Origin of the sequence: Vreelandella piezotolerans, from assembly GCF_012427705.1 — a bacterium.
Lineage (GTDB): Bacteria > Pseudomonadota > Gammaproteobacteria > Pseudomonadales > Halomonadaceae > Vreelandella > Vreelandella piezotolerans.
In genome coordinates, this window is the sequence record NZ_CP048602.1 from 209,259 (window position 1) to 224,440 (window position 15,182).

The window sequence follows — 15,182 nt, forward strand, 5'->3', positions numbered from 1 at the left end:
GTGGCTAAGGAAAAATTTGAACGTTCCAAACCGCACGTCAACGTCGGCACCATCGGTCACGTCGACCACGGTAAAACGACTCTGACAGCGGCCCTGACCCGCGTGTCTGCTGAGGTTTTCGGCGGCGACTGGCGTGAATTCGATACCATCGATAACGCTCCGGAAGAGCGTGAGCGTGGTATCACCATCGCGACATCTCACGTTGAATACCAGTCTGAAGTGCGTCACTACGCACACGTTGACTGCCCTGGACACGCTGACTACGTCAAGAACATGATCACCGGTGCTGCCCAGATGGACGGCGCGATCCTGGTATGTTCTGCCGCTGACGGCCCCATGCCGCAGACGCGTGAGCACATCCTGCTGTCTCGTCAGGTTGGCGTTCCGTTCATCGTCGTGTTCCTGAACAAAGCGGACATGGTCGATGACGAAGAGCTGCTCGAGCTGGTCGAAATGGAAGTTCGTGAACTTCTGTCCGAGTACGACTTCCCGGGTGACGACACGCCGATCATCACTGGTTCTGCCCTGATGGCACTGAACGGTGAAGACGAGAACGGCATGGGTACTACTGCGGTAGCTAACCTGATCAAAGCTCTGGATGACTACATCCCTGAGCCGGAGCGTGCGATCGACCAGCCGTTCCTGATGCCGATCGAAGACGTATTCTCTATCTCTGGCCGTGGTACCGTTGTTACCGGTCGTGTAGAGCGCGGTATCGTTAAAGCTGGTGAAGAAGTGGAAATCGTGGGTATCCGCGACACCACCAAAACCACCGTTACTGGCGTAGAAATGTTCCGTAAGCTGCTCGACGAAGGTCGTGCAGGTGAGAACGTTGGTGCGCTGCTACGTGGTACTAAGCGTGATGACGTTGAGCGTGGTCAGGTACTGGCGAAGCCGGGCACCATCAACCCGCACACTGTTTTCGAAGCCGAAGTCTACGTACTGTCCAAAGAAGAAGGTGGTCGTCACACCCCGTTCTTCAAAGGCTACCGTCCGCAGTTCTACTTCCGTACCACTGACGTTACCGGTACTTGTGAACTGCCGGAAGGCGTTGAAATGGTCATGCCGGGCGACAACGTGAAAATGGTTGTTACCCTGATCGCTCCGATCGCTATGGACGACGGTCTGCGCTTCGCGATTCGCGAAGGTGGTCGTACCGTTGGTGCTGGCGTTGTGGCCAAAATCGTTAAGTAATCTGATTACTTGATGATAAGAGGGGGCTCTAGTGAGCCCCCTTTTCTGCGCACCAATCGCAAATGTTTGACATGTGCTGTTGGCGTGCCTATAATGCGCATCCTTTGAATGCGTGGGTAGACGGCTCGCGCCGTCGACATCCATTGGAGTTTAGGGCAAATGCAGAACCAAAAGATTCGCATTCGGTTGAAAGCGTTCGACCATCGCCTGATCGATCAGTCCACAGCGGAGATCGTTGAAACCGCTAAGCGTACTGGTGCTCAGGTTCGTGGTCCGATTCCGCTGCCGACCAACCGCGAGCGCTACACCATCCTGATTTCACCGCACGTCAACAAAGATGCGCGTGATCAGTATGAGATTCGTACTCACAAGCGTGTGCTCGATATCGTCGAGCCGACCGAGAAAACCGTTGATGCGCTGATGAAGCTCGATCTCGCCGCTGGCGTAGACGTGCAAATCAAGCTCGACTAATACACTAGACACTTTGCGGCCCAGCGCTCATCGATCATGTTTGAGCAGCAGCCGCCGCGCCGTGAGGCGCCACACAATGTGCTAGTGGAATGCTCTGGAAAGGGCAGCCATAGCGGGTGATAGCCCCGTACACTATAGGAGACTGAGTATGACTATCGGTTTAGTCGGTAAAAAGGCCGGGATGACCCGTGTCTTTACCGAAGATGGCGCATCCGTGCCCGTGACCGTTATTGAAGTTGATCCTAACCGTGTAACACGCGTCAAGACCATTGAGTCCGACGGTTACGCAGCGGTTCAGGTGACTACAGGTTCTCGTAAAGCCAAGCACCTCACCAAAGCGCAAGCGGGTCAGTTTGCCAAGGCGGGTGTTGAGGCTGGTCGTTCACTGATGGAATTCCGCCTTGCAGAAGGCGAAGAAGCTCCTGAAGTGGGTGGCGAACTCACCGTATCCCTCTTCGAAGCTGGTCAAATGATCGATGTGACCGGCACCTCTAAGGGTAAAGGCTTCCAGGGTGCTGTTAAGCGCTGGAACTTCCGTACCCAAGACAACAGCCATGGTAACTCCCTGTCGCACCGCGCGCCGGGTTCTATCGGCATGTGTCAGACACCGGGTCGTGTATTCAAAGGCAAGAAAATGGCCGGTCAAATGGGTAACACCCGTTGCACCGTACAGAGCCTTGAGATCGTCCGTGTCGACGCCGAGCGTAACCTGCTGCTGATCAAGGGCGCAGTACCGGGTGCTACCGGTAGCGACGTTATCGTTCGCAGCGCCGTGAAAGCTGGCTGAAGGGGATAATTACCAATGAATCTGAATCTTGCTGCAGGCACGGGTACCGTTGAAGTAGCCGACGCCACTTTTGGCAAAGAATTCAACGAGGCGCTGGTGCACCAGGTCGTTACCGCCTATTTGGCTGGTGGCCGTCAGGGCACGCGCGCTCAAAAGAACCGTTCCGACGTACGTGGTGGTGGTAAGAAGCCGTGGCGTCAGAAAGGTACCGGTCGTGCACGTGCCGGTACTATCCGCTCTCCGCTGTGGCGCAGCGGCGGTGTCACTTTCGCGGCGCGTCCACAGGACTACACCCAGAAAGTTAACCGCAAAATGTACCGCGCGGCGATGCGTTCCATCCTGTCTGAGCTGGTACGTCAAGAGCGCTTGGTCGCTGTTGAAGAGTTCAGCGTAGAAGCGCCGAAGACCAAGCAGGTCGCTGCCAAGCTGAAAGAGCTCAACCTTGAGAAAGTGTTGATCGTCACTGAAGAAGTCGATGAAACGCTCTATCTGGCCGCACGCAACCTTCCCCACGTTGACGTGGTGGATGTCGCTGCAGCTGATCCGGTGAGCCTGGTTGCCTTTGATAAGGTCCTGGTCACCGTCTCCGCCCTGCGTAAATTCGAGGAGAAGCTGGCATGAACCAGGAACGCGTATTCAAGGTTCTGCTTGGACCGCACGTGACCGAAAAGGCCGCGATGGCAGCCGAGCGCAACCAGTACGTTTTCAAGGTGGCAAGCGATGCTACCAAGCCCGAGATCAAAAAAGCCGTTGAAGCACTGTTCGGCAAGAAGGTCGGCAGCGTTCAGGTGCTGAACGTCAAGGGTAAAACTAAGCGTACTGCTCACGGCGTTGGCCTGCGTAAGGGTTACCGCAAAGCGTATGTGACCCTGGCTGCGGGTGAAACGCTCGAAGACTTCTCTGGCGCCGAATAAGGGCAGGAGTACGGATAATGGCAATCGTCAAGACCAAACCCACATCCGCCGGTCGTCGCCACGTCGTCAAGATCGTTGGTGAGGAACTGTATAAAGGCCGTGCCTATGCACCGCTTTTGGAAAAGCAGTCCAAGTCCGGTGGCCGTAACAACTACGGTCGCATCACCACCCGCCACGTGGGCGGTGGGCACCGTCATCACTATCGGTTGATCGACTTCAAGCGCACCAAAGATGGCATTCCGGCCACCGTTGAGCGTTTGGAGCACGACCCGAACCGCAGTGCGCACATTGCACTGCTGAAGTATGCCGATGGCGAGCGTCGTTACATCATTGCACCGAAAGGTGTCAGCGCGGGTGACGTGCTGGAGTCTGGTGTCAACGCGCCCATCAAGAAAGGCAATGCCTTGCCGCTGCGCAACATCCCGTTGGGTTCTACCGTTCACGGTATCGAACTGAAGCCGGGTAAAGGCGCGCAGATTGCTCGCAGTGCCGGTACTAGCGCTCAGCTGGTTGCTCGTGAAGGTAACTACGCCACCCTGCGTCTTCGCTCTGGCGAAATGCGCAAAGTGTTGGCAGAGTGCCGCGCAACCTTGGGTGAAGTGAGCAACTCCGAGCACAGCCTGCGTCAACTTGGCAAGGCCGGTGCGAAGCGCTGGAGAGGTGTGCGTCCGACTGTTCGCGGTGTCGCGATGAACCCGGTGGATCACCCGCACGGTGGTGGTGAAGGCCGCACCAGTGGTGGTCGTCACCCGGTATCCCCGTGGGGCGTACCGACTAAGGGTCATAAGACGCGTAAGAACAAGCGCACCGACAAGCTGATCGTTCGTCGTCGTAATAAGACACGTTGATCTAAATTGCCAAGACATTAAGAGGTAACGGCTGTGCCACGTTCACTTAAGAAAGGTCCCTTCATTGACCTTCATCTTTTGAAGAAGGTAGAGGCTGCAGTGGAGAAGAACGACCGCAAACCGATCAAGACTTGGTCGCGTCGTTCGATGATCCTGCCAAACATGGTAGGCCTCACCATTGCTGTCCATAACGGTCGCCAGCACGTCCCGGTGCATGTTTCCGAGGAAATGGTTGGCCACAAACTGGGCGAATTCGCTGCCACTCGCACGTATCGCGGGCATGCGGCGGACAAGAAAGCCAAACGGTAAGCCAGAGAGGATTAAGAGATGGAAGTCACAGCTAAGCTGAGTGGCGCTGCTTTATCCGCACAGAAGGCCCGTTTGGTGGCTGACCAGGTGCGCGGTAAACCGGTCGCCGAAGCGCTTGATCTGCTGACCTTCTCACCGAAGAAGGCTGCCAAACTGGTCAAGAAAGTGCTTCAGTCCGCCATCGCGAATGCGGAAGAAAACAACGGCATGGACATCGACGAGCTGCGTGTCTCGACCATCTGCGTCGATGAGGGCATGACGCTCAAGCGTATCAAGCCGCGCGCCAAAGGCCGTGCGGACCGTATCTTGAAGCGCACCTGCCACATCACCGTCAAGGTAGCCGAGAAGTAGGAGTCGACCAGATGGGTCAGAAAGTCAATCCAACAGGCATTCGACTGGGCATCGTCAAAGACCATGCTTCTGTCTGGTATGCCGAGCGCGGCGCCTATGCCGATAAGCTCAACAACGATCTCGAAGTGCGCAGCTTCCTGGAAGAGCGTCTGAAAAACGCTTCCGTAAGCCGCATCCACATCGAGCGTCCGGCTAACAACGCCCGCATCACCATTCACACTGCCCGCCCGGGTATCGTGATTGGTAAAAAAGGTGAAGATGTCGACCGTCTGCGTCGCGATCTGACCGAGATGATGGGTGTTCCGGTTCATGTGAACATCGAAGAAGTTCGCAAGCCGGAGCTGGATGCCAAGCTGGTCGCTGCCAACGTAGCGGGTCAGCTGGAGCGTCGCGTCATGTTCCGTCGTGCCATGAAGCGCGCGGTACAGAACGCAATGCGTCTTGGCGCTGGCGGCATCAAGATTCAGCTGTCAGGTCGTCTGGGTGGTGCCGAAATCGCACGTACCGAATGGTACCGCGAAGGTCGCGTTCCGCTGCACACTCTGCGTGCGGACATCGACTACGCCACTTACGAAGCTCACACCACCTACGGCGTCATCGGCGTCAAAGTGTGGATCTTCAAGGGTGAAATCCTCGGCGGTATCGAGGAAGTACGTGCCAAGGCGAAGCAACAGCAGCCTGCCGGCAACGCGCCCAAGAAGAAAGGTTCCAGGTAAGGGGAGAGCGAGTCGATGTTACAGCCCAAGCGTATGAAATTCCGCAAGATGATGAAAGGCCGCAACCGTGGCCTGGCGCATCGCGGAAGCAAGATCAGCTTCGGGGAGTACGGTCTCAAAGCAACCGGTCGTGGCCGCATCACTGCGCGTCAGATCGAAGCTGGCCGTCGTGCGATCACACGTCACGTCAAACGTGGCGGTAAGATTTGGATCCGCGTATTCCCGGACAAGCCGATCTCCAAGAAGCCGCTCGAAGTTCGTATGGGTAAGGGTAAAGGTTCAGTTGAGTACTGGGTAGCCCAGATCCAGCCGGGTCGGGTCCTGTACGAAATTGAAGGTGTGTCCGAAGAGCTGGCCCGTGAAGCATTTGAGCTGGCCGCCCAGAAGATGCCCCTGTCCACCACCTTTGCGAAACGGACGGTGATGTGATGAAAGCCCAGGAAATTCGTGAAAAGTCCGCAGGAGAGCTCAAAGAGCAGCTCCTCGAGCTCCTCCGCGAGCAGTTTAACCTGCGCATGCAGAAGGCCACTGGCCAACTGAGCCAGACTCATCTGCTCAAGCAGGTCCGTCGGGACATCGCCCGCGTTAAGACTGTGCTCAACGAGAAGGCAGGTGATTGAGATGGCCGAAGAGAAAAAAACACGTACGCTGACCGGCAAGGTGGTCAGCGACAAGATGGACAAGTCCATCGTCGTTATGATCGAGCGTCGTGAGCGTCACCCGATCTACGGAAAATACGTTAAGCGCTCCACCAAGCTGCACGCCCATGATGAGGCGAACCAGGCAAAGGCAGGCGATACGGTTTCCATTCAGGAGTGCCGTCCGCTTTCCAAGAAGAAAGCCTGGACGCTGGTCGAGGTGGTCGAGCAGGCCAAAGGTTAACCCCTGCGTCTGTCCAACCAGTGCAGTCAGATTAGGTTTGGAGAAAACCGATGATTCAGACTCAGACAATGCTGGATGTCGCCGACAACAGCGGAGCGCGCCGGGTGCAATGCATCAAGGTGCTAGGCGGTTCTCACCGTCGTTACGCCCGCGTTGGTGACGTCATTAAGGTAACGGTGAAAGAAGCGATTCCGCGCGGTAAGGTCAAAAAAGGCCAAGTGCTGAAAGCGGTGGTCGTTCGCACCCGTAGTGGCGTCCGTCGTAGTGACGGTTCGCTGATCCGTTTCGATGGAAATGCGGCAGTTTTGTTGAACAACACCAACGAACAGCCGATCGGCACGCGTATCTTCGGGCCGGTAACTCGTGAACTTCGTAACGAGAAGTTCATGAAGATCATTTCCCTAGCGCCTGAAGTGCTGTAAGGAGCGAGGCGGATATGCAAAAGATCAAACGTGACGATGAAGTCATCGTCATCGCCGGGAAGGATAAGGGCAAGCGCGGCACCGTTAAGCGGGTACTAGAAAACCGCTTTGTGGTGTCTGGTGTGAACATGATCAAACGTCACACCAAGCCCAATCCCATGGCGGGTAATCAGGGCGGTATCGTCGAGCGTGAGGCTCCGATTCACGCGTCCAACGTAGCCATCTTCAATTCGGAGACCGGTAAGGCGGATCGCGTCGGCTTCCAAGTTAAGGAAGACGGTACCAAGGTACGTATCTACAAGTCGACGCAGACGCAGATCGACGCCTAACGCGAGTCGGGTAGCAAAATGGCGAACTTGAAAGAACGTTATCAAAACGAGGTGGTAGCTCAACTCAAAGAGCAGTTCAGCTACGCCAACGTAATGCAGGTACCCCGGATCACGAAAGTGACTCTGAACATGGGTATCGGCGAAGCGGTCAGTGATAAAAAGCTGATCGACAACGCCATCGGCGACCTGGAGAAGCTCTCTGGTCAGAAGCCGCTGGTGACCAAGGCACGCAAGTCCATCGCGGGCTTCAAGGTGCGCGAAGGTTGGCCGATCGGTATCAAAGTGACACTGCGCGCAGAGCGTATGTGGGACTTCCTGGACCGCCTGGTAAACATTGCGATTCCCCGCGTGCGTGACTTCCGTGGTCTTAACCCGAAGTCTTTTGACGGTCGCGGCAATTACTCTATGGGTGTGCGTGAGCAGATCATCTTCCCGGAGATCGAGTATGATAAGATCGATCGCGTTCGGGGGCTGGACGTCACTATCACTACTACCGCCAACACCGACGAGGAAGGCCGTGCGCTGCTAGCTGCACTGAACTTCCCGTTCAAGAAATAAGGGTTGGATCATGGCTAAGAAAAGTATGGTAGAGCGTGAGCTCAAGCGTACTCAGCTAGTCGAGAAGTATGCGGCTAAGCGCGCAGAGCTCAAGAAAATCATCTCGGACGTGAACGCTTCTGAAGAAGATCGTTTCGAGGCGACGCTGAAGCTGCAGCAACTGCCGCGCGACTCAAGCCCGGTGCGTCAGCGTAACCGCTGCCGCGTGACTGGCCGTCCGCACGGTTTTTACAACAAGTTCGGTCTCGGCCGTAACAAGCTGCGTGAAGCCGCCATGCGTGGCGACGTCCCTGGTCTGAAGAAGTCCAGCTGGTAACGCCACGTAGAATCATCAGGAGCGCACATTAAATGAGCATGCAAGACACTCTGGCGGATATGTTCACCCGTATCCGCAATGCGCAGATGGCCACCAAGGAGACGGCTACCATGCCGTCCTCCAAGCTGAAAGTCGAAGTGGCCCGCGTGCTAAAGGAAGAAGGCTACATTACCGACTTTACGGTGGCTGAAGGCGTTAAACCCGAGCTGACCGTTACTCTCAAGTACTTTGAGGGTAAGCCGGTTATCGAGCACATTCAGCGGGTTTCCAAGCCGTCTCTGCGCCAGTATAAAGGCAAAGACAACCTGCCTAAGGTCGCCGATGGTCTGGGTATCGCGATTGTCACCACCTCTAATGGTGTCATGACCGATCGTGCCGCGCGCCAAGCAGGCGTCGGTGGCGAAGTCATCTGCACCGTATTCTAGGAGGCTGGAATGTCCCGCATAGCGAAATATCCGGTTAAAGTGCCTGCTGGTGTCGACATCAAAATCGACGCTGGCCAGCTGACCGCCAAAGGCGGCCAGGGCACGCTGTCTATGACCGTTCACCAAGACGTGGTGATCGCTCAAGAAGACGGCCAGCTGACCTTCGCCCCGAGTGAGTCTGCCAAGAGCTGGGCAATGGCCGGTACTACCCGCGCCTTGGTTCAGAACCTGGTCACGGGCGTATCTGAGGGTTTCACAAAAACTCTCGAAATTGTTGGCGTCGGTTATCGTGCCCAAGCTAAGGGCCAGACGCTCAATCTTTCACTGGGCTTCTCGCACCCGGTCGACTACGAACTGCCTAAGGGTGTTACGGCGGAAACGCCGAAAAATACCGTGATCGTGCTGAAAAGCGCGGACAAGCAGATGCTCGGTCAGTGCGCCGCGGAAATCCGCGCCTTCCGTCCGCCTGAGCCGTATAAAGGCAAGGGTGTACGGTACGCCGACGAGCAGGTGCGTCGCAAAGAAGCCAAGAAGAAGTAAGGCAGGGTTATGAACGCGAAGAAAGAATCTCGTCTCCGTCGTGCCCGCCGCGCTCGCGCCAAGATCCGCGAGCTGGGCGTGTATCGCCTGTGCGTCAACCGTACCCCGCGTCACATCTACGCGCAGATTATCTCGCCGGATGGTGGCAAAGTGCTGGCCAGTGCTTCTACGCTGGACAAGGCACTGCGCGAGGGTGCGACCGGCAACACAGACGCGGCTACTAAGGTCGGTGCTCTGATTGCCGAGCGCGCTAAAGAAGCAGGCATCACCCAGGTGGCCTTCGACCGTGCTGGCTTTAAGTATCACGGTCGCGTCAAGGCTCTGGCCGACGCCGCTCGTGAAGGCGGCCTGGAATTCTAAAGGGTTTTACGATGGCGAAGAACGAACAGCAAAGCGGCGATCTGCAAGAGAAGTTAGTGCAGGTCAACCGCGTCGCCAAGGTGGTCAAGGGTGGTCGTATTTTCGGCTTCACCGCACTGACCGTCGTTGGTGATGGTAAAGGTCGTGTCGGTTTCGGTCGTGGCAAGGCGCGTGAAGTGCCGGTCGCAATCCAGAAAGCGATGGATCAAGCTCGTCGCAACATGGTCAAGGTCAACCTTGCAGGCAACACGCTGCAGTACCCCGTCAAAGCCCGTCACGGCGCTTCCAAGGTGTACATGCAGCCAGCCTCCGAAGGTACCGGTATCATCGCCGGTGGCGCCATGCGCTCTGTACTAGAGCTGGCCGGTGTCCACGATGTACTGGCCAAGTGCTACGGTTCCACCAACCCGGTTAACGTGGTGCGGGCGACTGTCAAAGGTCTCTCCTCCATGCAAGCACCGGAAGACGTGGCCGCCAAACGCGGTCTGTCTGTCGAAGCGATCACGGGGTAAGGCACCATGGCAGCAACGATCAAGGTTACCCAGATCCGCAGCACCATCGGCGTTTTGCCCAAGCACAAGGCTACTATGAAGGGCCTGGGCCTGCGTCGCATCGGTCATACGGTTGAGCTGGAAGACACCCCTGCCGTACGCGGCATGATCCACAAGGTGACCTACCTTGTGCGCGTTGAGGGAGAGTAATCCATGAAACTCAATACCCTGAGCCCGGCACCGGGCTCCAAGCACGCTGAAAAGCGCGTTGGTCGTGGTATCGGTTCCGGTCTTGGTAAGACCGGTGGCCGTGGCCACAAAGGTCAGAAATCTCGCAGCGGCGGTAGCGTCAAGCCAGGTTTCGAAGGCGGTCAGATGCCGCTGCAGCGTCGTCTGCCGAAGTTCGGCTTCACGTCCGCTAAATCGCTGGTATCTGAAGAAGTCCGCCTGGCCGAGCTTGCCAAGGTTGCCGGTGACGAGGTCACCATGGAAACCTTAAAGCAAGCCAACGTGCTGAAGGATGCAACGCAACACGCGAAGATCATCCTTTCTGGCGAACTGAACAAGGCGGTTACCGTTCGTGGTATCAAGGTCACCAAAGGTGCCCGTGAAGCGATCGAAGCCGCTGGCGGCAAGGTAGAGGACTAAATGGCCAAGTCAGGAAATATGCCGGCGATGGGCAGCGGTCTGAGTGAACTGTGGGCGCGTTTGCGCTTCGTGCTCCTCGCCATCGTGGTGTACCGTATCGGTGCCCACATTCCCGTTCCCGGTATCAATCCTGACCAGCTTGCTGCCTTGTTTAGGGAGCAACAGGGCACCATCCTAGGCATGTTCAACATGTTCTCGGGTGGCGCCCTGGAGCGCATGAGCGTCCTCGCCTTGGGCATTATGCCCTACATATCGGCGTCGATTATCATGCAGCTCATGACTGCGGTCTCCCCTCATCTTGAACAGCTCAAGAAAGAGGGCGAGGCTGGCCGCCGCAAGATCAGCCAGTACACCCGCTACGGCACGGTGATACTGGCACTTGTCCAGGCTACCGGCATGTCCGTGGGTCTGGCTAGCCAAGGCATCGCTTACAGCGCTGACTTCAGCTTCTATTTCACTGCGATCATCACGTTCGTGTCGGGCGCGGTGTTTATGATGTGGCTAGGTGAGCAGATCACCGAGAAGGGGATTGGCAACGGTATTTCGCTGCTGATCTTCGCGGGGATCGTCGCTGGGCTGCCCAGTGCCGTGGGGCAAGCGTTCGAGCTTGCTCGCAATGAAGGGGCCTGGAATGTTCTTCCGCTGTTAGCGCTGTCAGTGCTAGGTATTGCCACCGTTGCGTTCGTGGTGTTCATCGAGCGCGGTCAACGCCGCCTCAAAGTGAACTATCCGCGACGCCAAGTCGGCAATAAGATGTATGCAGGCCAAAGCAGCTACTTGCCTTTGAAGGTGAACATGGCCGGTGTTATTCCAGCCATCTTTGCTTCTAGCATCCTTCTCTTTCCGGCTTCGATCGGTCAGTGGGTAGGGGCTGGCGAAGGGATGGAGTGGTTGCAGCGTGCATCACAAGCGTTAGGCCCTGGCCAACCGCTTTACATCTTGCTTTTCGCGGCGGCAGTGGTATTCTTCTGCTTCTTTTACACAGCGCTGGTCTTCAATCCCAAGGATGTGGCTGACAATTTGAAAAAGTCAGGCGCCTTCCTGCCGGGCATTCGCCCCGGCGAGCAGACCGCTCGCTATATCGACAAAGTGATGACGCGTCTCACTCTGTTCGGTGCCTTGTATATCACTGCGGTTTCCCTGATGCCCCAGTTCCTGATCGTAGCGTGGAACGTCCCGTTCTTCTTTGGCGGTACGTCGCTGCTGATCGTGGTAGTGGTCATCATGGACTTCATGGCCCAGGTGCAGTCGCATCTCATGTCGCATCAATATGACTCAGTGATGAAGAAGTCCAACCTGAAAGGCTACGGTAGCGGCGGCATCATGCGCTGAGGCGCGCCGTTGCGAATTGGAGAGAACGATGAAAGTTCGAGCTTCCGTAAAGAAGATGTGCCGTAACTGCAAGATCATTCGTCGCAATGGCGCTGTTCGCGTCATTTGCATCGAACCGCGGCACAAACAGCGTCAGGGCTAAACCTGGGCTGTATTAAGCGGGTGCCGGCATACCCCTTGCCTTAGGGCTTATAAAGGGGTATGCTGTTGCGCCTTTTGTAGATGATTAAACGAGCAAGCCGCTCAAATTTCGGAGTAAGCTGATGGCCCGTATTGCAGGCGTCAATATCCCGGACAACAAGCATGCGGCGATCTCGCTGACCTATATCTTCGGGATTGGCCGTACTCGCGCTAAGCACATTTGTGCTGCTGCCGGTATCGCGCCGACTGCCAAGATCGTAGACCTGTCCAGCGATGAGCTGGATACCCTGCGTTCTGAAGTTGGTAAGTTCACCGTAGAAGGCGACCTTCGTCGTGATGTCACGCTTAACATCAAGCGTCTCATGGACTTAGGCTGCTACCGTGGTCTGCGTCATCGTCGTAGTCTTCCGCTGCGTGGTCAGCGGACCAAGACTAACGCGCGTACCCGTAAGGGCCCGCGTAAGCCGATCCGCAAATAACACGCAGGCTCTTTCATAGAGAGCCAGCGTATAGACAGGAATAGACATCAACATGGCTAACCCGCGTAGTAACCGTAAAAAGGTTAAAAAGCAGGTAGTGGATGCCGTTGCGCATATCCATGCCTCTTTTAACAACACGATCGTGACGATCACAGACCGCCAGGGCAATGCTCTCTCTTGGGCAACTGCCGGTGGTTCGGGTTTTCGTGGTTCTCGTAAGAGCACCCCGTTCGCTGCGCAAGTGGCAAGCGAACGTGCAGCGACTGCTGCAGCCGAGTATGGTGTGAAAAACGTAGACGTGCTGGTCAAAGGCCCCGGTCCCGGCCGTGAATCCGCCGTGCGCGCACTGAATGCCGCCGGCTTCCGCGTGCAAAGCATCGTAGACGCGACGCCCATTCCCCACAATGGCTGCCGTCCGCCTAAGAAACGCCGCGTTTAAGGAGACAGATTCATGGCTCGTTATATTGGACCTAAGTGCAAATTGTCTCGTCGTGAAGGCACCGATCTCTTCCTGAAGAGTGGCGTGACTCCCTTCGAGAAGAAGTGTAAATCCGAGCAGATCCCGGGTGTACACGGCCAGCGTCGTCAGCGTCTTTCCGACTACGGCTTGCAGCTTCGTGAGAAGCAGAAAGTACGCCGTATGTATGGCGTACTCGAAAAGCAGTTCCGCAACTACTACAAAGAAGCCGCTCGCCTCAAAGGTGCGACCGGTGAAGTATTGTTGCAGCTGCTCGAATCCCGACTGGACAACGTCGTCTACCGCATGGGCTTCGGCTCGACTCGCTCTGAAGCGCGTCAGCTGGTCAGCCACAAGGCGATTTCCGTGAATGGCCGCACCGTTAACGTTGCTTCCTACCAAGTGAAGCCTGGTGACGTGGTCGCTATCCGTGAAAAGGCGAAGAACCAAGCCCGTATTCAAAACGCGTTGACCATTGCGGCCAACCGTGGCGACATCGCTTGGATCGACATCGACGCCAAGAAGATGGAAGGCACTTTCAAGGCTCTGCCTGAACGCGGTGACCTGACTGCCGACATCAACGAAAACCTGATCGTCGAGCTGTACTCCAAGTAAGCAGTTTGATGTACGTTTCTGCTTCTTGAGGCCTGGGCGGGATAGCAAAGCTAACCGCCCAGATGCTCTTGAGTATTGTGCTTTAGAGTACTCAGTATCCGTTTGGCAGCCTGAAAGGTGTTCATATGCAGCGTTCAGTGACAGAGTTTCTTCGTCCTCGCGACATCAAGGTCGAAGAAATCAGCGCACATCATGCCAAAATCGTCCTCGAACCATTCGAGCGCGGCTTTGGTCACACCCTGGGGAATGCACTTCGTCGCATTCTGCTTTCATCCATGCCCGGCGCCGCTGTGGTAGAGGCTGAAATTGCCGGTGTAGAGCACGAATACAGTGCGCTCGAAGGGGTGCAGGAAGATGTCATCGAAATCCTCCTGAACTTGAAAGATGTTGCGATCAAGATGCACAGCCGCGATGAGGCGGTGCTCTCGCTGAACAAGCAGGGCCCAGCCGTCGTCACCGCTGGCGACATTGCGCTTGATCATAGCGTCGAAATCGTCAACCCGGACCATGTCATTGCACACGTCAATGAAGGTGCCGAGCTGAAAATTCAGCTTAAGGTCGCGCTGGGTCGTGGTTACGAACCGGCTGACGCTCGTGGCTCTGATGAAGAGACCCGTGCGATTGGACGCCTGCAGCTGGATGCCACCTTCAGCCCTGTTCGCCGTGTTTCCTACTCGGTCGAAGCCGCTCGTGTCGAGCAGCGTACCGACCTCGATAAGCTGATTATCGACCTGGAAACCGACGGTACCCTGGATCCGGAAGAGGCTATCCGTCGCAGTGCGACCATTCTGCAAGAGCAGCTGGCCGCCTTCGTCGACCTGGAAGCTGATAAAGAGCAGGAAGTCGAAGAGGAAGAGGATCACGTCGATCCGATCCTATTGCGCCCCGTAGACGATCTCGAGTTGACCGTACGCAGCGCTAACTGCCTCAAAGCCGAGAATATCTACTACATCGGTGATCTGATTCAGCGCACGGAAGTGGAGCTGCTGAAGACCCCGAACCTCGGTAAGAAGTCCTTGAATGAAATCAAGGATGTATTGGCAGCGCGCGGCTTGTCCCTCGGCATGCGGCTGGAAAATTGGCCACCCGCTAGCCTGAAGGACGACAAGGCCTCCGCGTAAGCGTCGACTTGAGTCCCAGTTTGGTAAGGAATCACAACCATGCGTCATCGTAAGAGTGGTCGTCATCTGAATCGTACCAGCTCGCACCGTCAGGCCATGTTCAAGAACATGTCTGTCTCGCTGGTCGAACATGAAGTCATCAAGACAACCCTGCCCAAGGCCAAGGAACTGCGTCGCGTTATCGAGCCGCTGATCACCCTGGCAAAGCAGGATAGCGTTGCAAACCGCCGTTTGGCGTTTGCTCGTACGCGCTCCAAAGAAGCCGTCGGCAAACTGTTCAACGAGCTGGGTCCGCGTTACGCCGAGCGTCCGGGTGGTTACATCCGTATTCTCAAGTGCGGTTACCGCACCGGCGACAACGCGCCCATGGCGTACGTTGAGCTCGTAGACCGCCCGGTGGCTGAAGAAGAAGCCGTCGCTGAATAAGCGCTGCTCCTTCTGGTAGGCACAATGAAAACCGACCCTTTTGGGTCGGT

At 56.3% G+C, this 15,182-nt stretch carries 29 protein-coding genes; all 29 read left to right on the forward strand.

Translation table 11 applies throughout. From position 1 onward, the window contains the following. The gene (gene tuf, locus GYM47_RS00930) at positions 1-1,194 is read left to right on the forward strand and encodes an elongation factor Tu (RefSeq protein WP_139527870.1); all 1,194 of its coding nucleotides are present in this window, start codon (positions 1-3) and stop codon (positions 1,192-1,194) included. Between the two features lie 159 nt (positions 1,195-1,353). Then, a complete protein-coding gene (gene rpsJ / locus GYM47_RS00935) occupies positions 1,354-1,665 on the forward strand; it encodes a 30S ribosomal protein S10 (protein WP_009098983.1) in 312 nt (103 codons plus the stop codon). 148 nt (positions 1,666-1,813) lie between these two features. Next, complete coding sequence (gene rplC / locus GYM47_RS00940; RefSeq protein ID WP_044628835.1) at positions 1,814-2,452, forward strand: 50S ribosomal protein L3; 639 nt, start codon at positions 1,814-1,816, stop codon at positions 2,450-2,452. A gap of 15 nt (positions 2,453-2,467) precedes the next feature. After that, the gene (gene rplD, locus GYM47_RS00945) at positions 2,468-3,073 is read left to right on the forward strand and encodes a 50S ribosomal protein L4 (RefSeq protein WP_139527871.1); all 606 of its coding nucleotides are present in this window, start codon (positions 2,468-2,470) and stop codon (positions 3,071-3,073) included. Further along, positions 3,070-3,366, forward strand: a complete 297-nt coding sequence (gene rplW / locus GYM47_RS00950; RefSeq protein ID WP_009723902.1) for a 50S ribosomal protein L23 — start codon at positions 3,070-3,072, stop codon at positions 3,364-3,366. The genes rplD and rplW overlap by 4 nt, the downstream gene beginning before the upstream one ends. Positions 3,367-3,383: 17 nt before the next feature. Then, positions 3,384-4,214: a 50S ribosomal protein L2 gene (rplB, locus tag GYM47_RS00955; protein WP_044628832.1), complete on the forward strand. Its 831-nt coding sequence runs from the start codon at positions 3,384-3,386 to the stop codon at positions 4,212-4,214. Positions 4,215-4,247: 33 nt separating this feature from the next. Further along, a complete protein-coding gene (gene rpsS / locus GYM47_RS00960) occupies positions 4,248-4,523 on the forward strand; it encodes a 30S ribosomal protein S19 (protein WP_009098993.1) in 276 nt (91 codons plus the stop codon). Positions 4,524-4,541: 18 nt separating this feature from the next. Continuing rightward, the gene (rplV, locus tag GYM47_RS00965; protein ID WP_044628831.1) at positions 4,542-4,874 is read left to right on the forward strand and encodes a 50S ribosomal protein L22; all 333 of its coding nucleotides are present in this window, start codon (positions 4,542-4,544) and stop codon (positions 4,872-4,874) included. An 11-nt stretch (positions 4,875-4,885) separates the two neighbouring features. Then, complete coding sequence (gene rpsC, locus GYM47_RS00970) at positions 4,886-5,590, forward strand: 30S ribosomal protein S3 (RefSeq protein ID WP_018917731.1); 705 nt, start codon at positions 4,886-4,888, stop codon at positions 5,588-5,590. 15 nt (positions 5,591-5,605) lie between these two features. Then, entirely contained in the window at positions 5,606-6,019 is a 414-nt protein-coding gene (rplP, locus tag GYM47_RS00975; RefSeq protein WP_007112000.1) for a 50S ribosomal protein L16, read from the forward strand. After that, on the forward strand, positions 6,019-6,210 hold the full coding sequence (gene rpmC, locus GYM47_RS00980; RefSeq protein ID WP_027337514.1) for a 50S ribosomal protein L29: 192 nt from the start codon (positions 6,019-6,021) through the stop codon (positions 6,208-6,210). The genes rplP and rpmC overlap by 1 nt, the downstream gene beginning before the upstream one ends. Before the next feature lies 1 nt (position 6,211). Next, on the forward strand, positions 6,212-6,472 hold the full coding sequence (gene rpsQ / locus GYM47_RS00985; protein WP_009723897.1) for a 30S ribosomal protein S17: 261 nt from the start codon (positions 6,212-6,214) through the stop codon (positions 6,470-6,472). Positions 6,473-6,522: 50 nt separating this feature from the next. Then, on the forward strand, positions 6,523-6,894 hold the full coding sequence (gene rplN / locus GYM47_RS00990) for a 50S ribosomal protein L14 (protein WP_009723896.1): 372 nt from the start codon (positions 6,523-6,525) through the stop codon (positions 6,892-6,894). 14 nt (positions 6,895-6,908) lie between these two features. Beyond that, positions 6,909-7,223 carry a 50S ribosomal protein L24 gene (rplX, locus tag GYM47_RS00995; RefSeq protein WP_009723895.1) on the forward strand — a complete coding sequence of 105 codons (315 nt, stop codon included), beginning with the start codon at positions 6,909-6,911 and terminating at the stop codon, positions 7,221-7,223. A gap of 18 nt (positions 7,224-7,241) precedes the next feature. Further along, the gene (gene rplE, locus GYM47_RS01000) at positions 7,242-7,781 is read left to right on the forward strand and encodes a 50S ribosomal protein L5 (RefSeq protein WP_139527872.1); all 540 of its coding nucleotides are present in this window, start codon (positions 7,242-7,244) and stop codon (positions 7,779-7,781) included. 10 nt (positions 7,782-7,791) lie between these two features. Continuing rightward, entirely contained in the window at positions 7,792-8,097 is a 306-nt protein-coding gene (gene rpsN / locus GYM47_RS01005) for a 30S ribosomal protein S14 (protein WP_044628827.1), read from the forward strand. A gap of 32 nt (positions 8,098-8,129) precedes the next feature. Next, complete coding sequence (gene rpsH, locus GYM47_RS01010) at positions 8,130-8,522, forward strand: 30S ribosomal protein S8 (protein WP_009723892.1); 393 nt, start codon at positions 8,130-8,132, stop codon at positions 8,520-8,522. A 9-nt stretch (positions 8,523-8,531) separates the two neighbouring features. Beyond that, positions 8,532-9,062, forward strand: coding sequence for a 50S ribosomal protein L6 (gene rplF / locus GYM47_RS01015; RefSeq protein ID WP_139527873.1), 531 nt, complete (start codon positions 8,532-8,534; stop codon positions 9,060-9,062). Between the two features lie 9 nt (positions 9,063-9,071). Beyond that, entirely contained in the window at positions 9,072-9,422 is a 351-nt protein-coding gene (gene rplR, locus GYM47_RS01020) for a 50S ribosomal protein L18 (protein ID WP_139527874.1), read from the forward strand. Between the two features lie 11 nt (positions 9,423-9,433). Further along, the gene (gene rpsE / locus GYM47_RS01025) at positions 9,434-9,934 is read left to right on the forward strand and encodes a 30S ribosomal protein S5 (RefSeq protein ID WP_044628824.1); all 501 of its coding nucleotides are present in this window, start codon (positions 9,434-9,436) and stop codon (positions 9,932-9,934) included. Between the two features lie 6 nt (positions 9,935-9,940). Beyond that, the gene (gene rpmD, locus GYM47_RS01030) at positions 9,941-10,123 is read left to right on the forward strand and encodes a 50S ribosomal protein L30 (protein ID WP_139527875.1); all 183 of its coding nucleotides are present in this window, start codon (positions 9,941-9,943) and stop codon (positions 10,121-10,123) included. 3 nt (positions 10,124-10,126) lie between these two features. Then, complete coding sequence (gene rplO / locus GYM47_RS01035) at positions 10,127-10,561, forward strand: 50S ribosomal protein L15 (RefSeq protein WP_089674586.1); 435 nt, start codon at positions 10,127-10,129, stop codon at positions 10,559-10,561. Continuing rightward, a complete protein-coding gene (gene secY, locus GYM47_RS01040; RefSeq protein ID WP_054640906.1) occupies positions 10,562-11,893 on the forward strand; it encodes a preprotein translocase subunit SecY in 1,332 nt (443 codons plus the stop codon). Between the two features lie 28 nt (positions 11,894-11,921). Then, the gene (gene rpmJ / locus GYM47_RS01045; RefSeq protein WP_009099023.1) at positions 11,922-12,035 is read left to right on the forward strand and encodes a 50S ribosomal protein L36; all 114 of its coding nucleotides are present in this window, start codon (positions 11,922-11,924) and stop codon (positions 12,033-12,035) included. 121 nt (positions 12,036-12,156) lie between these two features. Next, complete coding sequence (gene rpsM / locus GYM47_RS01050; RefSeq protein WP_062363022.1) at positions 12,157-12,513, forward strand: 30S ribosomal protein S13; 357 nt, start codon at positions 12,157-12,159, stop codon at positions 12,511-12,513. Between the two features lie 52 nt (positions 12,514-12,565). Then, positions 12,566-12,952 (forward strand): 30S ribosomal protein S11, encoded by a 387-nt coding sequence (gene rpsK / locus GYM47_RS01055; protein WP_009099028.1) that lies wholly within the window; start codon positions 12,566-12,568, stop codon positions 12,950-12,952. A 12-nt stretch (positions 12,953-12,964) separates the two neighbouring features. Then, positions 12,965-13,585, forward strand: coding sequence for a 30S ribosomal protein S4 (gene rpsD / locus GYM47_RS01060; protein ID WP_044628820.1), 621 nt, complete (start codon positions 12,965-12,967; stop codon positions 13,583-13,585). 125 nt (positions 13,586-13,710) lie between these two features. Further along, positions 13,711-14,706 (forward strand): DNA-directed RNA polymerase subunit alpha, encoded by a 996-nt coding sequence (locus tag GYM47_RS01065; protein ID WP_016915790.1) that lies wholly within the window; start codon positions 13,711-13,713, stop codon positions 14,704-14,706. Between the two features lie 39 nt (positions 14,707-14,745). After that, positions 14,746-15,132 (forward strand): 50S ribosomal protein L17, encoded by a 387-nt coding sequence (gene rplQ, locus GYM47_RS01070; protein ID WP_044628819.1) that lies wholly within the window; start codon positions 14,746-14,748, stop codon positions 15,130-15,132. Positions 15,133-15,182: the final 50 nt, after the last annotated feature.